Origin of the sequence: Streptomyces sp. NBC_01717 (assembly GCF_036248255.1) — a bacterium.
Taxonomy (GTDB): Bacteria; Actinomycetota; Actinomycetes; order Streptomycetales; family Streptomycetaceae; genus Streptomyces.
In genome coordinates this window covers 1,716,677-1,738,491 of the sequence record NZ_CP109178.1, presented here as the reverse complement: position 1 = coordinate 1,738,491, position 21,815 = coordinate 1,716,677, and the positions used below count along the sequence as shown (strand labels likewise).

General features: G+C 69.9%; 13 protein-coding genes. 2 read left to right on the top strand and 11 right to left on the bottom strand.

What is annotated here, in order from left to right; all coding sequences use genetic code 11:
- Positions 1–13: 13 nt before the first annotated feature.
- The 7 genes from OHB49_RS07985 to OHB49_RS07955 all read right to left on the bottom strand — a co-directional run bounded on the left by OHB49_RS07985 (position 14) and on the right by OHB49_RS07955 (position 11,253).
- Positions 14–721: a glycoside hydrolase family 12 protein gene (locus OHB49_RS07985; protein ID WP_329159043.1), complete on the bottom strand. Its 708-nt coding sequence runs from the start codon at positions 719–721 to the stop codon at positions 14–16.
- Between the two features lie 44 nt (positions 722–765).
- On the bottom strand, positions 766–3,075 hold the full coding sequence (locus OHB49_RS07980; RefSeq protein ID WP_329159041.1) for a glycosyl hydrolase family 95 catalytic domain-containing protein: 2,310 nt from the start codon (positions 3,073–3,075) through the stop codon (positions 766–768).
- A complete protein-coding gene (locus tag OHB49_RS07975; protein ID WP_329166400.1) occupies positions 3,072–5,048 on the bottom strand; it encodes a beta-galactosidase in 1,977 nt (658 codons plus the stop codon). Before OHB49_RS07975 ends, OHB49_RS07980 begins: the two co-directional genes overlap by 4 nt.
- 14 nt (positions 5,049–5,062) lie before the next feature.
- Entirely contained in the window at positions 5,063–7,333 is a 2,271-nt protein-coding gene (locus OHB49_RS07970; protein WP_329159040.1) for a WD40/YVTN/BNR-like repeat-containing protein, read from the bottom strand.
- A gap of 76 nt (positions 7,334–7,409) precedes the next feature.
- Positions 7,410–8,393: a carbohydrate ABC transporter permease gene (locus OHB49_RS07965; RefSeq protein ID WP_329159038.1), complete on the bottom strand. Its 984-nt coding sequence runs from the start codon at positions 8,391–8,393 to the stop codon at positions 7,410–7,412.
- A complete protein-coding gene (locus OHB49_RS07960) occupies positions 8,390–9,481 on the bottom strand; it encodes an ABC transporter permease (RefSeq protein ID WP_329159036.1) in 1,092 nt (363 codons plus the stop codon). Before OHB49_RS07960 ends, OHB49_RS07965 begins: the two co-directional genes overlap by 4 nt.
- Positions 9,482–9,582: 101 nt before the next feature.
- Positions 9,583–11,253, bottom strand: a complete 1,671-nt coding sequence (locus OHB49_RS07955) for an extracellular solute-binding protein (protein ID WP_329159035.1) — start codon at positions 11,251–11,253, stop codon at positions 9,583–9,585.
- A gap of 507 nt (positions 11,254–11,760) precedes the next feature.
- On the opposite strand from OHB49_RS07955, the gene OHB49_RS07950 reads away from it, so the two are divergent.
- Positions 11,761–14,646 carry a glycoside hydrolase family 3 C-terminal domain-containing protein gene (locus OHB49_RS07950; protein WP_329159034.1) on the top strand — a complete coding sequence of 962 codons (2,886 nt, stop codon included), beginning with the start codon at positions 11,761–11,763 and terminating at the stop codon, positions 14,644–14,646.
- A gap of 61 nt (positions 14,647–14,707) precedes the next feature.
- Positions 14,708–16,993: an alpha-xylosidase gene (yicI, locus tag OHB49_RS07945; protein WP_329159033.1), complete on the top strand. Its 2,286-nt coding sequence runs from the start codon at positions 14,708–14,710 to the stop codon at positions 16,991–16,993.
- 83 nt (positions 16,994–17,076) lie between these two features.
- Here yicI and OHB49_RS07940 read toward each other — a convergent pair whose 3' ends face one another.
- The 4 genes from OHB49_RS07940 to OHB49_RS07925 all read right to left on the bottom strand — a co-directional run bounded on the left by OHB49_RS07940 (position 17,077) and on the right by OHB49_RS07925 (position 21,753).
- Positions 17,077–17,625 (bottom strand): DUF4232 domain-containing protein, encoded by a 549-nt coding sequence (locus OHB49_RS07940; RefSeq protein WP_329159032.1) that lies wholly within the window; start codon positions 17,623–17,625, stop codon positions 17,077–17,079.
- Between the two features lie 213 nt (positions 17,626–17,838).
- Positions 17,839–18,237: a DUF6221 family protein gene (locus tag OHB49_RS07935; RefSeq protein ID WP_329159031.1), complete on the bottom strand. Its 399-nt coding sequence runs from the start codon at positions 18,235–18,237 to the stop codon at positions 17,839–17,841.
- A 162-nt stretch (positions 18,238–18,399) separates the two neighbouring features.
- The gene (locus OHB49_RS07930) at positions 18,400–19,767 is read right to left on the bottom strand and encodes a cytochrome P450 (RefSeq protein ID WP_329159030.1); all 1,368 of its coding nucleotides are present in this window, start codon (positions 19,765–19,767) and stop codon (positions 18,400–18,402) included.
- Between the two features lie 177 nt (positions 19,768–19,944).
- Positions 19,945–21,753: an ABC transporter ATP-binding protein gene (locus OHB49_RS07925; protein WP_329159029.1), complete on the bottom strand. Its 1,809-nt coding sequence runs from the start codon at positions 21,751–21,753 to the stop codon at positions 19,945–19,947.
- Positions 21,754–21,815 lie beyond the last annotated feature (62 nt).

The following is a 21,815-nucleotide window of genomic DNA, read 5'->3' as shown; positions in this document are numbered from 1 at the left end:
CTTCCTGTGCAGGTCAGCTCGACGAGACGCTGAACCCGTTCGTCGTGAAGTCCAGGCCGCCGGGCGACGACGTGATCTCGTAGCCGAACTGGACGTCACCGATGGTCTCGTTACCCCACCAGCCCTTGGTGTCCTTGATCCACTTCAGGATCGGCAGGACGTCCACCGTGCCCGAAGTGGAGTCCGAGGTCCGTAGGAACGAGAAGACCTGGTTGGCGCCGTTGTCACCCTTGTAGACGTTCCAGGTGTGGCCGCCGAGCGTCACCGTTCCCTGTGAGGTGCCGAGTGCGCCCACCGCGCCGTTGTAGTTGACCCAGAGCATCACCTCGTAGTCGTAGTCGGTGTCCCAGATGTCGTACGACGTGTTGTAGGCGCCGGACGAGGGGACGGTGACGTTGTAGCTGCTTTTGAGCGACGCCATCGAGGTGATGGACTTGCCGACGACCTTCTTGGCGTTGGGGTACGACTTGATGCCGCCGGTGTTCGGGTGGTCGGCCCAGACTCCCCAGTTGCTGGAGGAGTTGACCCAGATGGTTTGGGCACCCGCGCCGGAACCCCAGATGTTGTTGTAGAGGGTGTATCCGTCGCTGGTGGTGTAGTTGCCCCACTGGTCCGAGGAGGACCAGATCGCGGCCTGGGCAGGTGCGGCGGCGAAGCCGATCAGGGCGGCGACCGCGGCCGTCGGTGCCAGTACGAACCTGCTGAGGATGCGTCGTGCCATGGTTGTCCCTTCCATGGTGCGGGGAGTCGGGGTGGGGGGATGCGCTACCGCGGCCTCAGAGTGAGGACGCGGTCCACGTCGGCCGTCAGGTCCAGCAGAGCAACGGGAGTTCCGGCGGAGGTCTCGGTGGGGGGCTCGGCAGGGATCTCGGTGCGGCGCCGTGTCGGGGTATCGGTGAGCGTGAGCCCGCCGCCGGTGCGTACATCGACGCGGGCGTCACGGCTGGGGTGCAGGACGACCGTGGCGTGACCGTCGTCGGACCAGGACAGATCCACGCGGGCGCCGAACCGGGCGCGCACCCCGCGCAGTTCGCCGGACGGAAACGTGGCGGGGAGCGCGGGCAGCAGCACAAGCCGGTCCGGGGTGGACTGGACGAGCATCTCGATGACCGTCGCGGGCAGTGCATGGGCGGCGTCCGCGTTGTAGACGTCGCGGGACGGATAGTGCGAGGTCATCAGCGACGTGTGGAAGAAGTCGCCCGCCAGCACGGCGTTCAGCGCGTCCAGGGCCCGCGTTCCGTCCCGCAGCCGTGCAGCGATCAGCGCGTGGTGCAGATGGCCATGGGCGGAGTCGTTCTCCGCGCCGCGCAGCTCCAGTGCGCAGTGTGCGGCGTCCGCGAGCTCCGGGGTGTCGTACGGGTTGATCACGCCCAGCGGCCACACCGGGTAGAGATGGCTGAGGTGCCGGTGGTCGTACGTCTCCTGCAGGCCCGGCCAGGCCCACTCGGCGAGCGCCCCGTCCTCGTTGACGCGGTACGGGGGGAGCCGGTCGGCGAGGGCGCGCCAGCGGCTCGCGGCCGGGTGGCCGGGGGAGTGTCCGGCGGCCGTGGTCAGGGCGTGGCGGGCCGCCGCGATGTCCATGGTGGCGTTGATCGTCCCCCAGCTCGCGTTGGCCGGACGGTTCTCCGGTGAGTACGAAGGGACGACGGCGAGGGTGCCGTCCGAGGCGTGCCGGGTGAGGAAGTCCTCGTAGAACTCCGCCACTTCGGTGAGCGCGTCGGTCAGCCAGGGGTCCGTTACGCCGTAGGTCTCGGCGTGCTCCAGAAGGGGCTGCAGCAGCCAGTCCGCACCTGCGGTCCACAGGTGCAGCGGATAGGCGCGCTGGAAGTGGCGGGTGTGGCCGGACTCGCCGTCCGTGTGCGACGGGGCGACGATCCCCCGGGTGCCGAAGATCGCGCGGGCGTTGTCCCGCCAGTCGGCCAGCTGGCCGCGGACCAGACCGGCATGGGCTTCGGAGACCTCCGGCAGCGCCGCCGCGGCGGCCGACGCGATCTGGAGATTGAGATTGGCGTTGGTGGTGAACGCACCGGACCAGGCGGTGTCCCAGTCGCCGGTCCAGAGACCGGTCAGCCGTGGCGGGAGCGCCCCTGCGGCGGAGAGCAGGTGGTAGCGGCCCGCTGCGAACAGCCGCTCCAGGAGTGCGGGGCTCTCCGGGTGACGTATCAACTCGCTTCCCGGCATGTCGCGTTCGCTCGCCTCGGCACGCAGGGTGAGGCCGGCGCGTTCGTAGGCGGTGCGGTGCGGGGGCCGATGCCGGGCGAGGAGCGTCTCGTAGTCGGCGTACGGCAGTGCTCCCCACTCCTCGGCGAGGTCCAGGTCGCCCGTATGACGCCGCACCCGGGTCATCAGCAGCAGAGTCCGCGCGCCGTCGACACGGACGCCCTCGCCCGACACGGTCACGGATCCGCGGTCCACCCGGGCCACTGTGACGCCCGTGTAGGCGAGATCGCTGTCCGGGTAGCCGGCCCGCAGGGCCAGCCGGGCGCCGTCGGCCGTCAGTGCGGTGCTGCGGCCGATGGCGAGACGCGGTGGTGCACCGGGCAGTGCGTGGTCCAGGGTGAGCTCCGCGGTGAGCCCGATCCCGGTGATGCACTGGACGATGACGTCGTCGGCCCGTGAGACGAAGACGCGGCTCCGCCAGTCCTCGTGGGACGCGCAGATCTCACCGGTGGCGAAGTCGACGGAGCGGCGGTAGCCGGCCGTCCCCGAGCGACCGTCGACGGGCGACGGCGGGCGGCGGACCCGGGTCTGGAAGGCGGGGTGGAACGGCTGGACCCACAGCAGCGGGTGTTCCGCCCCGAACTTCTCGGCCGCCGTCGTGTCCCCGGCGAGCAGCGCGTCCTGAACATGCTCCAGCCGGTCTGCGAGCCGGGGCGGGCGGGCGTGCTCGCTGCCGTTGGGGCGGACGAGGGTGTGGTGATTGACGATGACCCGGTCGTCGGCCGGATCTCCGTACACCATGGCTCCGTGCCGGCCGTTTCCGCCGAGGAAGGCGTCCTCCCAGCGGGCCGCGGGGTGCGGCTCCCACGTGCCGTCGCGGCGCGGGGCGCCGGCGTCCGTACCCGCGGCGGTCACAGGGTTGCGCCTCGCAGCACGGCCACGCCGTAACGGCCCAGCTCCACAATGCCGTCGACTGCCGCCCCGGTCAGCAGATCCACCATCGCACCGGGTACCGGCACGGTGACGGCGCCCCGGCCGTGGTGCAGCAGGAACAGCAGATCACCGCGGCGGACGGCCTCCACACCCTCGGGCAGCCCGGCCAGCACCGGTCCGGCCCCCGCCTCGGCCGCCACCCGGCCGAGCAGGGCGCGCAGGGCCTCCGGTTCGGGCAGCGTCGAGACGTAGTACGCGCGGTCGTTGCGGACCACGGCGGGCAGCCCGTCGAGCTCGCCGCCCCGGTACGCGGAGACGACCTCCGCACCCGGATCCGCTTCCAGCTCCTCCGACCAGACCGAGGCCCGGAAGCCGTCGCACTCCACCGTGGTGTCCGCGTCGAGCGGCCACCACTCGTGGAGCGTTCGGATGCCGCACAGCTCACGCAGCCGCACGTCCATGCCGCCCGGTCTGATCCGGTCGTCCGCGTCGGCGATTCCGCTGAAGAAGCCGCAGACCAGTGTCCCGCCGCCCCGTACGTAGGCGACCAGGTTGTCGATCGCGGCATCCGTCAGCAGATACAGCTGTGGCACGGCCACCATCCGGAACCGGATCAAGTCGGCCTCGGGGCGGGCGAACTCGGTGCCGATGCCGGACTCCCACAGGGCCCGGTGCCAGCTCTGCACGATCTCCGTGTAGTCGAGGAGCCTGGACGGCCTGCCCTCCTGGGCGCCCGCCCACCAGGAGTCCCAGTCGTGCAGGATCGCCACCTCGGCCGGCACGTCCGCACCGCTCACCGCCGCCCCGATCGTTGCGAGTTCGGCGCCGAGCTGCTTGACCTCCCGGAACGTGCGGCCGTTCTCGCCCGCGTGCGTGACCATCCCGGAGTGGAACTTCTCCGCGCCTTGACGGGACTGCCGCCACTGGAAATAACAGACGGCATCGGCGCCGCGCGCCACCGACTGGAGCGACCAGAGCCGGTTGAGGCCGGCCGGCTTCGGATGGTTCACGCCTCGCCAGTTCACCGGCCCCGCGGCCTGTTCCATCAGCATCCACGGTCCGGCCGCCTGGGAGCGCGTCATGTCGGCGAGCATCGCGTTGTACTGGGCGCCCTGCGGGTCCTTCGGGTCCGGATAGATGTCGACGGAGACAATGTCCTCCTGGGCCGACCACGCCCAGGCGTCCTGCCCCGACCACAACGGCATGAAGTTGGTGGTCACCGGGATGTGTGGGGTGTGCCGGGCGACGATGTCGCGTTCGGCCAGGTAGCACTCCATCAGGGCGTCGGACGTGAACCGTTTGAAGTCCAGCACCTGTGTCGGGTTCTTCATGTACTGCGCCTTGCGCGGGGGCAGAATCTGCTCCCATGTGTCGTAGCGCTGGCTCCAGAAGGCCGTTCCCCAGGCCTCGTTGAGCGCTTCGAGGGCGCCGTAGCGACCGCGCAGCCACCGGCGGAAGTGCGCGGCGGTCCCGTCGCACCAGCAGTGCGTGCAGTACTCGTTGTTGATGTGCCACACGGTCAGCGCCGGATGATCGGCGTACCGGGCCGCCAGGTCCTCGGTGAGGGACGCCGCGTAACGCCGGTAGACCGCCGAACTCGCGCAGAACTGCTGCCGCGATCCGTACCAGACGACCGAGCCGTCCTCGCCGCGCGGCAGCGTCTCGGGGTGCTCCGCCCCCATCCACGGCGGCGGGGACGCGGTCGGTGTGGCGAGCACGACCCCGATGCCGTGGGTGTGCATCAGGTCCATCAGGCGGTCCAGCCAGCCGAATTCCCGTGCGCCCGGGCGTGGTTCGATCTTCGCCCAGGAGAACACCCCGAGGGTGACGGAGTTGACCCCGGCGTCCTTCATCAGCCGTACGTCGTCCTCCCACACCTCCTCGGGCCACTGCTCGGGGTTGTAGTCGCCGCCGAAGAGGATGCGGCCACGGGCTGCGTCGCGCAGGGACGGCATGGACTTCTCGTTCCTCATTCCGGGTCTGCGTACTGGATGCCGCGGCCGTTGGTGCCCAGGTAGACACGGCCGTGGATGCGGGGGTCGCCGGTGATCACTTCGCCGGTCCAGCCCCACTGATGGCTGTCGTCGTTGATCCGGACCCAGGTGGCGCCGGCATCGTCCGAGCGCAGCACCGCCACCCCGTCGAAGGTGGCGGAGGCCCGTCCGGTCTGGAAGATCGCCGGGTAGGAGTCGCGGACCCGGCGGCCGGACTTCCTGGGGCCGGCCGGCGCGGCCGCGCCGAAGCCCAGTGCGTGCGAGGCCTGGCAGCCCGCCACGGCGCTGAAGGTCAGTCCGCCGTCCGTGGACCGGAACAGTCCGTTGTCCTTTGCCGACAGCCACAGGTCACCGCTGCGGCCGGGGGCGGCAGCAAGTTTGAACTGGATGTCACCGGAGGGGAGTTGAGTGGCGCCTTGGGTGAACGTCGCGCCGGAGTCGGTGGAGCGGAGAACCGCCCCGGTGTCCGTGTCGTACACATAGAACCGCGTCGGGTCGAGCGGATCGGCAAGCGGGGTGCCGCCCTTGGGGAAGGTGGTCACCTCGGACCAGGTCGCGCCGTTGTCCGTGGAGCGATGGGCCGGGTACTTCGTGCCGTCCCAGTGGATGAACGACCAGAGCAGAGTCGCCCCGTCCGCCCCGACGGTGACCGGTCCCGGGGCCGCGGCGGCGATCTCCGGCTGCGCGGCGAACGGCTGCCAGCTGCTGCCCCCGTCCTCGGAGTACGCCCCGGCCGCACCCGAGCCGGACGGCCAGCCCGTGCGTACGACGTAGGAGGGTTCGAGCGAGGCCAGTGCCAGGCCGGTGGCGGTACCGAAGACCGGGTTCGATGCCATGCCGCGCGACGGGGACGAGGTCAGCGACTCGTGGTACATCACGCCGATGTCGCCCAGTCCGCTGAGCAGTCGGGCACCGTCAGTCGGCGGGGCGATCAGGAACTTGACCGCGGATTCCTCCAGGCCGCGGATCTGCGGCGCCCAGTGGACGAGATCGCGCGTCCCGAAGATCGTGGCGCCCGTGCCGAACACGATGTGCTGCGAGTCGTACGGATCGACGGCCAGGGCCTGGATCCACCAGCCGAACTTGGCCGCGTCCCCGCCCCAGCGCAGGTACGGCGTCTCCGACACATCGAGGACCGCCGTGTCCTTCAGAGAGGTCCAGTTGGCGCCGCCGTCGGTGGACCGGAAGAGGGTGTCGATCTGCGACCACCGGTTGTTGGTGGTGACGACCACCGTGCCGGCCCGCCCGGCATCGACGGCGACCCCGCCGTACCCGAAACCGTCCCCGGCGCCGGAGTTCGGCGCCACCGGAGTGACATCGGTCCAGCTGCCCGTGACCGTGTCGAGGCGGTGCACCGAGCCGTCGGCCTGCCCGTTGGGGCCGGGTGCGTCCGCGTACGTGACGTACAGGGCGTGGGTGTTGGTGTCGTACGCCGCCCGGATCGGTACCTTCGACGCCGCGACACCGCCGGACGGCTGACCGGGCACCGCCTCCCAGCCGCCGGAGGCGTTCGTACGGTAGAGGGGCGTGCCGCCGTCGCCCCAGCCCGCGTACACCGACCGGCCCGCGGCGACGAGGAACATGATGCCCTGGCCGTTCGCCGACGGTGTGGCAGGGAAGTCGGCCGACGTCCAGGTGGCACCCCGGTCCGTGGAGCGCAGCAGCCCGTCGTGGCGGGTGCCGAGCCAGAGCCGCTCGCTGTCGCACGGGTCGACGAGCAGCCGCTCACCGGCGCCCCTGCCGTCCTCGTTCGCCCCGAGCCGCACCGTGAGATCCGTACGGGCCCAGGTCGCCCCCCGGTCCTCGGACCGCAGCACCGCACCGGGTCCGCCCCACGACTGGGCGTATGTACCGAGCGCGAGATACAGCCGGTCGGGGTGGGCCCGGTCGACGGCCAGCGCCTCGACGCCCAGCAGGTTCCAGTCGTCCCAGCCCAGCTGGTCCGTGAGCGCGGTCCATCGGGACTGCGTGTCGTCCCAGCGGTAGGCACCGCCGATGTCGGTGCGGGCGTAGGCCAGTCCCTTGATGGACGGGTGGAACAGCAGACCGGTGACGAAGCCGGTGCCGCCGATCGCCGCCGTGCGCCAGCGGTGGGCCTGGGCCCTCTGCCCCCCATGGGGCGTCCGCCGGCTCGCGGCGTGGGCGGCGGCGGGAGCCGCGACCGGCAGGGCGACGGCCGCAGCCGCGACAGCTGCTCCCGCCAGCACGGTGCGACGACTGGGCGTGGGCGCGGACGAAGCGCGCATGGCGAACACCTTCCGGTGGAGGAAAGGAGGGGGAGAGAGCGAAGGAAACGGTGGGTTCCGGAGCGTGTGGTGCGTATCAGCCCTTCACGGCGCCGGTGAGCATGCCCTTCTGGAAGTGCTTCTGGACGAACGGCGACAGCACCGCGACCGGGATCAGCGCCAGCACCATGACCGCCATCTGCACGGCGAGACTGTTGATCGCCCCGCTGCTGACCGCCGCGCCCATGGCGCCCGGCGGGACCTGGTGCTGGAGGACGAGCTGGCGCAGGATCATCTGGAGCGGGTACTTGTCACTGTCCTGGATGTAGAGCATCGCGTTGAACCACTGGCTCCAGTAGCCGACCGCGTAGAACAGCGAGATCACGGCGATCACCGCTCGGGACAGTGGCATGACGATCTGCAGCAGGATCCGCCACTCGCCCGCGCCGTCGATCCGGGCCGCGTCGATCAGTTCGGGCGCGGTGTCCATGAAGAAGCCGCGCAGCACCAGGATGTTGAAGACGCTGATCGCGCTGGGCAGGATCATCGACCAGTAGCTGTTGCCCAGTCCGATGCCGGTGACCAGCAGATAGGTGGGGATGAGCCCGGCGCCGAAGAACATCGTCGCCATCAGCGTCATCAGCAGTTTGCTGTGCGCGAAGGAGTCCCGCCGGCTCAGCCCGTACGCGCAGAGCACCGAGATCACCATGCTGAACGCCGTACCGACGAGGGTCAGGCCGACGCTCACCATGGCGGCCCGAGTGACGGCCCCGCCGCCGAGCAGCTCCTTGTACGCGACGAAGGTGACGGTCCTCGGCCAGACGACCAGACCTCCCGCATTGTTGATCGTCTTCGTGTCGGAGAGGCTGGTGACGACCACCACCCACAGAGGCACGAGCACGACCGCGCAGATCGCGACGAGACCGAAGCCCTTGAAGGCGAGGCCTGCCTTGGTGGGCTCCTCCTCCCACACGGGGCGCGGCTCGATCCTCAGTGCGCGCTGGAGCGGTGTCTCCTCGGGTGCCGTGGAGGGCTGCTCCGTCCGGCCGTTGTCCTTGTCCGTTTCCAGGAGAGTCGTCATTTCTTGGAGTACACCCCCTGCTCGCCCAGCATGTGAGCGACCTTGTTCGCACCCAGCACCATGGCGACGCTGAACAGTCCCTTGAAGATTCCGGCGGCGGCCGCGTAGCCGAAGTCACCGGTCTTGATGCCCGTCCACCAGATGTAGGTGTCGAGGATTTCGGAAGCGCCCGGACCGACCTGGTCGCGCTGGAGCAGGATCTGCTCGAAGTCGAGGTTGAGCGCACTGCCGACCCGGAGGACGAGCAGCAGGGCGATGACCGGACGCAGCGCGGGCAGTGTGACGTGCCACATGCGGCGCCAGCGCCCCGCACCGTCGACGGCCGCCGCCTCGTACAGATCGGTGTTGACGGCGGCGAGCGCGGCGAGGAAGACGATCACGCCCCACCCGGCGTCCTTCCACACGGCCTGTGCGGTGACCAGGAACTTGAAGAAGCTCGCATTGGTCATCAGGTCGAAGCCCTCGTGGCCGTGTTCGCGCATCCACTGCGCGACCAGGCCGGCCCCGCCGAACATCTGCTGGAAGACGGTGACGACGAGCACCCAGGAGAAGAAGTGCGGCAGATAGACGACGGCCTGCACCCAGGCCCGTACCCGCGCGCTCATGATCGTGTTGAGCAGCAGGGCGATCGCGATCGGGATGGGGAAGAAGAGGAGCAGCTGGGTCAGGAAGATGACCAGCGTGTTGATGAGGACTTGCCAGAAGCGGTAGTCCTCGAAGATCCGGGTGAAGTTGTCGAAGCCGACGAAGGGGCTGCCGGTGATGCCCAGGTCGTACACGTCGTAGTCCTGGAAGGCCACGATGTTTCCGAGCAGCGGTATGTAGTTGAAGATCAGCAGCAGAGCGATGGCGGGCAGCGTCATCAGGACCAGCGTGCGGTCCCGACGCAGGCGCAGGCGCCAGGTGATGCCGCCTGCCGCCGGTGGAGTCCTGCCCGCGGCTCGGGGCTTCCTGCTGCTCTCCCTGCCGCCTGCGGCGCTGCTGCCGTCCCCGCTCCTGCTGTCCCCGCTCCCGTCGTCGCCGATCGGGCCCGTCGCCCGGTCGGCCGCTCGGTCCGTCTCGGTCGCAACCGTGGCCCGTGGCTTCACCGTGTGCTCCCCATGTCGTGCTCTCCGCCCTGGCCGCCGGGATCCCTGTGCCCGGCGGCCGTCTCGCTGTCGTACGTACGGGTCCGTGTCCGTCGTACGCGTCAGTTGCCGGAGCCGTTCTTGTCGAGAATGTCCTGGTACCAATCGCGCAGCTTGTCGCCGCCGCTGTTCTTCCACGTGGTGACCGCGGCGTCGACGTCGCTGACCTTCTTGCGGCCGCGCCGGATGTCCTTCTGCAGGTCGTCGAAGGGCGTGTACAGGGAGGCGTACCGCTGCGGTTCGACGATCTGCATGCCGAAGAAGAGCGGCTTCTTGACGTTCGGGGCCTGCCGGGCCATCCATCCCGCGTAGTCCTTCACCAGCTGCGGCTCGTCCGGGAAGGCGATGGTGTGCGGAGGCGAGGCGAGGAACAGGAAGGTGGAGGGCTGGGCCTCCTGGATGCCCTGTGGGGTGAAGGTCGGCACCCCGTCCTTGATCGTGTAGTGGGTGTCCTGCACGCCGTAGTTGGTGAGCATGAACTCCTTGGTGCCGTACGGCGCCGCGGCGAAGTCGGCGATGCCGAGGAACTCCTCGATCTTCGCCTTCGGCAGCGTCTTGCTGAGGAAGGTGAAGATGCCGGCCGGGTCGTCCTGCCACAGGACCGGCTTTCCGCCGTCCTGGTTGAAGAAGTCCAGCGCCTGCATGTCGAACTTCGGGTTGGCGGCGGCCTGTTCGGTGACCATGCCCTTCCAGCCGCCGGTGCCGTCGTTGTACATCAGGACACGTCCGCCGGTGAAGCGGATCTTGGAGTCGGCGTCCTTGCCGGCCTCGGCGTCCGGGTGGACGTAACCGCCGTCGTGGAGCTTGCGGGCGAAGGCGAGCGCCTCGCGGTACTCCTGCGTCTCGATCTTGTGGACGAGCTTGCCGTTCTCCAGCTTCCAGTAGTGCGGGGCGTCGGGCAGCAGCCCGAAGATCTTCTGGATGCAGGTCCACAGGTCGTCGAAGGCCCAGACCTTCTTCTTCGCGTCCGTGTACTCCTTGCCGAAGGCCAGCAGGTCGGCGGCGCTGCCCGGGACGGCGCCGGAGCCGATCAGGTCCTTGCGGTAGAAGATCGCGTTGCCGAGGATCGGCTGCGGCATGGGCAGACCGCGGAGCTTGCCGCCGAAGACGGAGTACTGCCAGGCGCCGGTCGGGATGTTCGCCAGGTTCGGGTACTTCTTGATCGCGTCACCGGCCAGGTACGGGCTCAGGTCGGCGAACTTGGCGGTGATCGCGTTGCGGATCTGGCCCTGCATGTTCCAGCCGGGGATGGTCACGACGTCCGGGATGTCGGAGCCGGCGAGGACCGCGCCGATCTTGTCCTGGTACGTGTTGCCGTCCTGCGGGTCGAAGTTCAGCGTCGCGCCGACCGCCTTGTTCACGGCCGTGTAGTACGGGTTGTTCTTCTTCGGGACGGTGCCCCACAGCGGAGTCATGATGCGGAACGCGGAACCCTTGCCCGGTGCGGACTTCACCGAGGTGGCCAGCGGGTCGGGCAGCTCGGTGAAACCGGGGCTCGAACCGTTGACGCCCGCCACGTCGGGCTGGACCAGGTTCGACGGGACGTAGTTCGGCAGGACCTTCTTGAGCGCCTTGCCCGTCGTCGTACCTTCCTTGCTCCCGGAACCGGAGCCGCCGCCGCAGGCGGCGAGCAGCGGCACCCCGCCGGCCACGGCGACCGCGGCGACAGCGCTCGAAGCGAGGAAGCTCCGTCGGCTCGGGGCGGTGGAGGCGGGGGAGGAATTCGGCGTCATTGCGTCAACCCTTCGAGGCGCACCAGGACGACACGCGGCGGGCGACCGCCGTTCGGCTCCTGTGTCTGAGGTGGGGCGTTACTGGCTGAGCCGGATGGGCCGGTGGAACCGGACGGACCGGTGGAACCGGCTGAACCGGCCGAGGTGAAGCGGTTCAACGAGAAGGTGACACGGTGACAGAACGCGTCACCGTCCCGGCAGATCAAGGAGATTGCGGGCGACCGGCACCCCATCGAAACTCTGTCGAAGCGCTTCGATGTTGCAGCGAGATTAAGTGAAGGGTCCCGGAGGCACAAGAGTCCGTTTCCAGATTCCTCCGACCTGTTTCCGAACCGTTTCCCGGTGTGATCGAGCCCGGTTGACCGTGAATGGCGAGGCTGCACCCTTGACACCCGCAGGGGTTGACGCAGAGCATCGAAGCGCTTCGAAAGATCTTCCGGGGCCTGGACGGATCCTCAGCAGGCCCGGACCTCGCAAAACCTCCCACCTCTCCAAGGGGACCCGCACGTGACGGAACAACCGCAGCCCTTCCGCGACCCGCAACTGCCCTTCGCCCGGCGCATCGACGATCTGCTTCAGCGGCTCACCCTCGACGAGCGGATCGCGATGCTGCACCAGTTCGCACCCGCGGTCGACCGGCTCGGGATCGGTGCCTTCCGGACCGGCCAGGAGGGACTGCACGGCGTGGCCTGGATGGGTCCCGCGACCGTCTTCCCGCAGGCCGTCGGCCTGGGCGCCACCTGGAACGACGACCTCGTGCGCCGGGTCGGCGAGGCGGTCGGCAACGAGGTCCGCGCCAAGCGGGCCAAGGACGACCGGGTCGGGCTCAACGTCTGGGCCCCGACCGTGAATCTGCTGCGCCATCCGCTGTGGGGGCGCGGCGAGGAGGGGTACGCGGAGGACGCCGCCCTGACCTCCGCGATCGCCGTCGCATACACCCGCGGACTGCGCGGCGACCACCCGCACTACTGGCGCACCGCCCCGGTGCTCAAGCACTGGCTCGCCCACAACAACGAGACCGACCGGGACACCTCCTCCTCGTCGGTCCGCCCGAGGGTGCTGCACGAGTACGACCTCCGGGCGTTCCGCGACGCCGTGCGTGCGGGCGCGGTCGCAGGGGTCATGCCCGCCTACAACCTGGTCAACGGGCGGCCCAACCATGTCTCGCCGCTCCTGTCCCAACAACTGCGACGCTGGACCGAGCAGTCGCTCGTGGTCTGCTCCGACGCCGGGGCGCCGTCCAACCTGGTCGACTCCGAGCACTACTTCGACACCCACGAAGAGGCCACGGCCGCAGCGCTGAAGGCCGGAGTCGACAGCTTCACCGACCACGGCCAGGACTCCACCGTGATGACCGGCCGCATCCGCCGCGCACTGGAGCAGGGCCTCCTCGACGAGACCGACATCGACACCGCCGTCCGCCGCCTGCTCGAACTGCGCTACTCGCTGGGGGAGTTCGACCCCGGCCTCGACCCGTACGCGGACACCACCGCCTTCGACACGGCCGAACACCGGGCGCTCGCCCAGGAGGCCGCCGAACAGGCCGTGGTCCTGCTGAAGAACGACGGTCTGCTGCCGCTCGACCCCGGGGCGCCCGGGACGATCGCGGTCGTCGGCCTGCTCGCCGACGCCTGCAAGCTCGACTGGTACAGCGGCACGCTGATCCACCGGTCCACCCCGCTCGACGGAGTGCGGATCCGGTTCGGCGCGGACCGGGTGACCTTCGCGGAGGGCGCCGACCTGATCCGCCTGAAGTGCGCGGCGGGCTGGCTGCAGATCCCCGATGCCAACGCCGGCACCGGCACCGGCCAGGGCGCGGAAGGCGCCCTCGACCCGGCGCTCCTCGCCGGCCGCACCGACCTTCCGCCGCTGACGTGCGGCGACACCCCGTCCGAGCTGGCGCTCGTCGACTGGGGCAACGGTGTGCTCACCCTGCGGGACCCCGACGGCCGATATCTGTCGGTCGCCGAGGACGGTTATGTACGCGCGTCCGCGGACGAACCCGGCGGCTGGATCGTCCAGGAGACATTCCGCTGGGAGAAGGTGGAAGGTCACGCCGGGGGGCACCGCCTTGTGCACATCGGAACGGGTGGGTACGTCTCGGTTGCCGCCGACGGCGTAAAGGTTGCCGGGGTGGACGAAAAAAGTTCCGGACACGCCGGGACGGGCGCCGGGCCGGCCGCCACCGTCTTCGAGATCGAGGTCGTCGAGCGCGGCGAGGACGCCGTCGCCCGCGCGGCCGCAGGCGCCGACACCGTGATCGTCGTCGTCGGAAACGACCCGCACATCAACGGCCGCGAGACCGAGGACCGCACCACCCTCGACCTGCCCGCCCACCAGGAACGCCTCTGGCGCGCCGCGCAGGCCGCGAACCCGCGCACCGTGCTGGCGGTCACCTCCGCCTACCCGTACGCACTCACCGAGGCCGCGGCCGTGCTCCCCGCCCTGCTCTGGACCGCGCACGGCGGCCAGGCGGCCGGGACCGCGCTCGCCCGGATCCTGTCCGGCGACGTCTCCCCGGCCGGCCGGCTCCCGCAGACCTGGTACACCTCCGACGCGGAGCTGCCCGGCCTGCTCGACTACGACATCATCGGCTCACGGCAGACGTACCTCTACTACGAGGGCACGCCGCTCTACCCGTTCGGCCACGGACTGTCGTACAGCGCGTTCACCTACTCCGGGCTGACGGCCGAGCTCGACGGCGACCGGCTGCGCGTGTCGGTGACCGTCACCAACTCCGGCGTCGTCGCCGCCGACGAGGTCGCCCAGCTCTACGTACGAGCGCCGGCACCCTCCGTCGTCCGGCCCCTGCGTCAGCTCGTCGGCCACCGGCGCCTGCACCTCGCGCCCGGTGCCGGGCAGCGCATCGAGTTCGCCGTCCCGGTGACCGAACTCGGCCACTGGGACGTGGCGCACAGCCGCTGGACCGTCGAACCCGGGGCGTACGAAGTCCGGGCCGGAGCCTCCGCCGCGGACATCAGGCTCACCGCCGTCGTCACGGTCGACGGCGAACCGTCCGGCCCCCGCCCCGTCCTGCACCACGGACTCGAAGCGGCCGACTACGACGAGCAGCACGGCACCGAGATCGTCGACCGCACGAAGACGGACGGCGACGCCGTCACCGCCACCGCCCCCGAGAACGAACTCCTCTTCCACAGCTGCGACTTCGCGGCCGGAACCCGCACCGTCGAGGTATCCGCCGCGGGGGAGGGCTCCGTGGAGATCACGGTCGACGGCCGCACGACAACCGTCGACATCCCCGCCACCGACGGCCCCTACGACTACCGCGGCCACGAGACACCGCTGACCGCCTCCGGCGTGCGGGACGTACAGGTCGCGCTGCGGGGCGCGGTCCGTCTGGCCCGAATCGCTTTCACGGGAGCAACCGAGTGACCCCGCCGTATCCACGTCCTGACTCTCACCTCCGTCCAGTTGCCCCCGGCAAGGAGTCCTCATGAAGTTCACCGACGGCTTCTGGCTCATGCGAGAGGGCGTCCGCGCCTGCTACGCGACCGAGATCCGCGACCTGCGGGTCGACGCCGACCAGTTCACCGCCTACGCCGCGGTCAAGCAGGTACACCAGCGCGGCGACACCCTCAACACCCCACTCATCACCGTCGATTGCTTCTCCCCGGCCGAAGGGATCATCGGCGTACGCACCACCCATCACGCCGGCAAGGTCAACCACGGACCGGACTTCGAGTTCCCCGGACTCGACACCGCCACGGCCGCCGCAAGCACCCGTCGGGACGGCCCGGTCACCGAACTGACCAGCGGCCCGCTGACGTTGCGCATGGACGGCGACGGACCGTGGGGCATGACCTTCCTCGACGCAGAGGGCCGCCGCCTGACGGCAGTGGACAGCAAGGGCACCGCCTTCGCCGCCACCCCCGACGGCGCACACCACATGATCGCCCAACTCGCCCTGGACGTCGGCGAGAACGTCTACGGACTCGGCGAGCGCTTCACTCCGTACGTCAAGAACGGCCAGACCGTCGACATCTGGCAGGCGGACGGCGGCACCAGCAGCGACCAGGCCTACAAGAACATCCCGTTCTACCTCTCCTCGCGCGGCTACGGCGTCTTCGTCAACCACCCCGGCAAGGTGTCCTTCGAGATCGGCTCGGAGTCGGTCGGCCAGGTGCAGTTCAGCGTCGAGGACCAGTCACTGGAGTACTACATCGTCGCCGGGCCGACGCCGAAGGACATCCTCGCCCGCTATACCGCCCTCACCGGCCGGCCGGCGCTGCCCCCGGCCTGGTCGTTCGGCCTCTGGCTGACCACCTCGTTCTGCACCTCGTACGACGAGGAGACCGTCACCTCGTTCGTCGACGGCATGGCGGAGCGGGACATCCCGCTGTCCGTCTTCCACTTCGACTGCTTCTGGATGCGCGAATACCAGTGGTCGGACTTCCAGTGGGACCCGGACGTCTTCCCCGACCCGGCCGGCATGCTGACCAGGCTCAAGGAACGCGGACTGCGCATCAGCATGTGGATCAACCCGTACATCGCCCAGAAGTCACCGCTCTTCGCGGAGGGCGCCGAGCACGGCTATCTGGTGCGCCGTCCCGGCGGCGACATCTGGCAGTGGGACCTGTGGCAGCCCGGCATGGCACTCGTCGACTTCACCAATCCGGCCGCCCGCGAGTGGTACGAAGCCAAGCTGCGGGTCCTTCTCGACCAGGGCGTCGACTGCTTCAAGACGGACTTCGGCGAGCGGGTGCCGACAGATGTCGTCTGGCACGACGGCTCCGACCCGGAGCGGATGCACAACTACTACGCGCAGATCTACAACCGCACCGTCTTCGAACTCCTGGAGAAGGAGCGCGGCCACGGTGAAGCGGTGCTCTTCGCCCGGTCGGCGACAGCGGGCGGCCAGCAGTTCCCGGTCCACTGGGGCGGCGACTGCTTCGCCTCGTTCACCGCGATGGCGGAGTCGCTGCGCGGTGGTCTGTCGCTGTCGCTGTCCGGCTTCGGCTTCTGGAGCCATGACATCGGCGGCTTCGAGGGCACCCCCGACCCCGCGGTGTTCAAGCGGTGGCTCGCCTTCGGCCTGCTCTCCTCGCACAGCCGGCTGCACGGCAATGTGTCGTACCGCGTGCCGTGGGCGTTCGGCGACGAGGCCGTGCACGTTGCCCGGAAGTTCACCCTTCTCAAGCACCGCCTCATGCCGTACCTGTACGGGGTGGCAGCCGAGGCCCACCGCACGGGCATCCCGATGATGCGGCCGATGCTGCTGGAGTTCCCCGCCGACCCGACCACCCGCATGCTGGACCGCCAGTACATGCTCGGGCCGGACCTGCTGGTGGCCCCCGTCTTCACGGAGGACGGCCAGGTCGAGTACTACGTCCCCGAAGGCACCTGGACCCACCTCCTGACCGGCGAAACGGTCACCGGACCGGCCTGGCGCCACGAGACGCACGGTTTCGACAGCCTTCCGCTCCTGGTCCGCCCCGGCGCGGTACTCCCGTGGGGCGCGGACGACCAGCGCCCGGACGGCGACTGGCTGGACGGCCTGACGCTGCGGGCTTTCGGCCCGGCGCCCTCGACGACCGACACGGTTGTCACGTTGGTGGACCTGACGGGCACCGCTGCGGCGGCCTTCCGGGTCGTACGGGACAGCGCCTCAGGCTCGACACGGGTCACGGCCGAGGGGACGGACCGTCCGTACCGCGTGATCGTGGAGGAGGCCGGGGCGACGGGGCAGGGAGCGGGGACGGTGGTGGTGGCGGCGGTCTGAGGGACGCGCGACGCCTGCACGGACGTGCCCTCAGCCCACCCGCGCCACGGGGGCGGGGTGAGGGCACACCGGCGGGACAGCCCTCACCCCAGGGCGTCCGCCAGCGCCGAGGTGGCGGCCGCCGCCGACCCGTGCCAGAGCGTGGTGATCGGCTCCCACACGTGGATCCCCTGCGGCATGCCCACGACGGCCGCGCCGAAGGTGACCCCGTAGTGCGAGGGATCGGCCGACACGCTCAGGGTGCCGACGAAATGTCCCTCGGTACTCGCCGGGTCCGCGGTGCGGAGGGCGGCGTACGCCCGTCCGCCGCGCGCGAGGGTGTACGGGCCGCTCTCGGCGGGCGGCACGGTCTGGGCGGAGCCGTCGAGCCCGGCGAAAGTGATCGTCGGAATCCTGTCCACGACACAACTGGAACGGCCGTGGTTGGTGACGCTGATGTGCACCACGTTCTCCGGGCCACCGGGCGCCGCCTTCACACCGAGGGCCTTCTCCTGACATGTGCCGAGCCGGCTGAGCCCCGCCGAGTGCGGGGTGACGACCGCGGCCGAAGCGCTGGTGGCGGCCAGCAACACGGCGGCCGCTGCCGCGGCCGGGACGGTGAACGCGAAGGTCGGAGGGCGGCGGAGACGCATGGTGTTGCTCCCGGTTGCTCGACGGCCTGATTGCGGCAGGGTGGCCGGTGTCCCGGCGAAGGTCTGATGCGGACGGACCAGATCAGTATCTGCCGTCCGGTTGCGGCCTGCCCGCTGTGAGGGCTGCGAACCTTCGGCGGGTGAGCGCAGGGGCGGGGGGAGCCGGCCGGTCCCCCGGCATGACCGGTGGCGCCCCGTCGCAGGGACTCTTGGTCACTGGGTGAACCGCGGCAGCCACTTCGCCTGGTAATCGGGGTGCCCGGCGTCCTCCGCGGCCATCTGCCGTACCACGAAGCCCAGTCCGACCGCGCGGCCGGAGGCGAAGTCGTGGTGGGGGCGGTCGGTGTCCAGGGCGGCGACCTCTTCGTACTCGTCCAGCAGGACCCTGCTCGTCTCGACGCGGCGGAGCGTGCGCGCGGGGTCCTGCAGGGCGATGTGATCGTCGTAACCATGGGTCCGCAGGCTGAACGCGATGGCGCCGGTCCGGTCATGGACCTCCCCCGGCGTCTCGGCCGGGCACCGCCAACTCTGGCTGCCGGCCGCTCGCGCAACCTGTTCCTCCTCGGCCAGGCGCGCCCGGACGAAGGCCACCATCTCGGAGTTGTCAGTCATCGGGTTCCGCATCCTCCGCCGTCAGGTACGGCCCCGCACCGGCGTGATCACCCACGGAGTCCGGGGCCGGACTACTCGTTCAGCACGAGGATGCCGTACGGCGGAAGGCGGTTGCACACCGCGCCCGCGACCGTTCCGCCATACGGACACGCTCCCGGCGGACTACCGGGCCCGTACCGTCGCCATGACATCCCGGTCCGGCTGGAGTGTCAGCGTGGGCACGGGGTTGACGTCGCCCGCGTCCACCTCCAGTTCGAACCGGCGCGCCAGTACCGCCAGGATCAGCACCGCCTCGACCATCGCGAACCGCGTACCGAGGCAGACCCGGGGGCCGCCGCCGAACGGGAACCAGGCGTACTCCGCCATGTCGTCGCCGCTCTCGGCGTCCCAGCGCTCCGGACGGAACTCCTCCGGCTCCGGGAACCACCGCTCGTCGCGGTGCGTCGCCCATTGGCTCGTCCACACCCTGGTGCCCTTCGGCATGTCCACGCCGCCGATCCGTGCCCCCTCCTTGGCGACCCCGGTCACCAGCCAGATCGTCGGGTACAGCCGCAGCGTCTCCTTGACCACAGCCTGGGTGTACGTCAGTCGCGCGTAGTCGTCGAACTCCGGCTCCCGGTCGCCGAGCACCCGGTCCAGCTCCTCGGTGAGCGCGGCGCGCGCCTGCGGGTTGCGGGACAGCAGGTACCACGCCCAGACCAGGGTGGAGCTGGTGGTCTCGTGCCCGCCGATGTAGAGGGTGACGGTCTCGTCGCGGATCTCCTCGTCGGTGAGCTGCGCGCCGTTCTCGTCCACCGCGGTCAGCAGCCGGCTCAGCAGATCGGGGCGCTCGCCGTCCCCGTCGCGGTGCCGGGCCACGACCCGGCCCACCTCGGCGTCGATGACCGCGGCGGCCTTCTTGATCCTGGACCGGCCCGGCGTCGGTACCCAGTCGGGGAGCAGCGCGCCGATGCCGCTGAACTCCTTGCCGATCTCCTGCTGGGCGACATCCATCGCCCGGCCCATCGCCTCGGCGTCCGCCGGGGTGTCCACCCCGAAGATGGTGCGGACGGCGATCCGCTGCGTCAGCGCAGCCATCTCCCGCTTGATGTCGATGCGTTCACCGCCGGACCAGGTGTCCGCCAGCTCCACCGTGCTGCCCGCCATCGTCGCCGCGTACGACCGCACCTGCTTCGGCCGTACCGACGGCTGCACCAGCGACCGCTTCCGCCGCCAGTCCGGACCGCGCGCCACCACCACACCGTTGCCCATCACGGTGCGGAACGCGATGCCCAGCGCCGGCTGGTCGAAGGTGCGTTCCGTCTCGGTGAGCAGTTCGCCTATGCACTCCGGATCCGCTATGAACACGCAGGAGTTGGGGCCGAAGCGCCAGCTGACCATGTCCCCGTACCCGCGCAGCCGCTCGAAGAACGCCAGCGGGTTCTTCCCGAACTGCGGCAGATTCCCGAGAAACGGCAGCCCTTTGGGGCCCGGTACGGGAACGTGGCCGCGCGGCTCGGCATCGACGGCCGGGCCGGTCTCCGTGGACATGAAAGGTCTCCGCTCGCTGGTGGCGTACCCGGATCCGGTACGCGGCGACATGGCTGGACTCCACGGTGGCCGATGGACGTGAAAGCTCATCTTCCTTATGGAGTACGTGAGTTGTCGAGGGTAACCGTGCCGTGTTACGGGAGTGTGGTCGGGCGTGCCGTGCTCGCCCGGCACGCCCTACGCGGACCTCGCCGGCTGCAACCCCGCGTACACCCCGCCCCGCCCCATCAGCTCCTCATGGGTCCCCACCTCGGCTATCCGGCCCCGGTCCATGGCCACGATGCGGTCCGCCGCCCGGATGGTGGAGAGCCGGTGGGCGACGACGAAGACCGTGCGGCCGTGGATCAGCCGGGCGAGCGCCTCCTGCACCAGGGCCTCCGAGCGGGTGTCCAGGGCCGATGTCGCCTCGTCCAGGATCAGTACCCGGGGATCGCGGATCAGCGCGCGGGCGATGGCGAGCCGCTGCTTCTGGCCGCCCGAGAGCCGCGCCCCGCGTTCTCCGACGACCGTCGAGAGGCCGTCGGGCAGGTCCTCGACGAAGTCGAGCGCGTTCGCGTCCCGCAAGGCCTGACGGACCGTATGTTCGTCGGTTTCGCCCATGCCATAGGTGACGTTCTCCCTGATGGTGCCCTCGAACAGGATGGACTCCTGTGGTACGACGGACAGGAACCGGCGGTAGCTGCGCAGATCCAGCGTGGCCATGTCGGTGCCGTCCAGCAGGATGCGGCCCGACGTCGGGCGGATGAAGCCGATGAGGAGGTTCAGCACCGTCGACTTGCCTGCCCCCGAGGCGCCGACCAGAGCGACCGTCTCGCCGGGGCGCGCCGACAGGGTGAAGTCCTCGACAGCGGGGCTGTCCACTCCCTCGTAACCGAAGCCGACCCCCTCGAAGTCGATACGGCCCTGCACCTCGTCGACCCGGTCCTTGCCCGCGTTGCTCTCCAGGTCCGGAGCCTCAAGGACCTCGCCGGCCGAACGCACCGACTCCAGCCCCTTGCTGATGATCGGCGCGAGGCTGAGCAGCGTGGTCATCGATCCGGTGAGCGTGGTGAAGAAGGCGCTCAGCATCACCACGTCGCCCGCCGTGATGGGAAGCCAGCCGTGGTACGCGACCAGGGCCGATCCCGCCAGGCAGGCCACGCCGAGCGAGTTCAGCAGGATCCAGGCGAGCGCTCCGAAGCGGCCGTTGAGCAGATCGAGGCGCAGGCCGGCCGTGAAGACCTGGCGCAGCGAACCGTCGACGCGGCCGAGCGCCGTGCGCTCCAGGCCGTGGGCGCGGGTGATCGGAATCAGGCTGGTCATCTCGCTCACCCGGGCGGACAGTTGCTCCACCTCCTGGCGGAACGACTCGTTGTGGCTCCGCAACCGGGCCCGCAGCCGCATGACCAGCAGGGCGGCCGCCGGGACGACCACCAGGAACACCGGCAGGAACGACGGGACACGGACGGCGATGACGGTGAGCCCACCGATCAGCGTGATGACGGCGGCCAGCCCCATGTCGGCGGACTGCTGCACCATCTGCTCGACGCTCTCCACATCCCTGACCACCTTGGCCTGGAGAACGCCCGCGCTCGTCCGTGAGTGGTAGCCGATGGACAGCTGCTGCATGCGGCGGCAGAGTGCGTCGCGCAGGGCGGTGCCCATCCGGCGGACGCTGCCGCCGAGGCAGCGTACGTAGAGCAGATGCATCGGGTAGTTGAGGAGGAGCACGCACAGCAGCGCGCCCGCGTTGAGCCACAGCTCCCGTTCGGGCCGGTGCTGGACGACCACGTCGATGATGTTCGCCGTGATCAGCGGAAGCAGCCACACAGGGCTGTGCTTGACGACGAAGACGGCAGCGGCGACCGCGATGCGTCGACGGTCGGGGCGCAGAAGATAGCCGAGGGTGCGCACCGGGTGCTCGCCCCGGTAACGGTGATCGAGCGTGCCCGGTCGGTGGGATGCGTGGTCATGCGCATGGTGGTACGAAGAGACCGTTCGCTGCATGGGACAAGCGAATCCTGGTGGAACGAATCGCACAAGTCCCGTTCCACCAGCTGGATCCGACC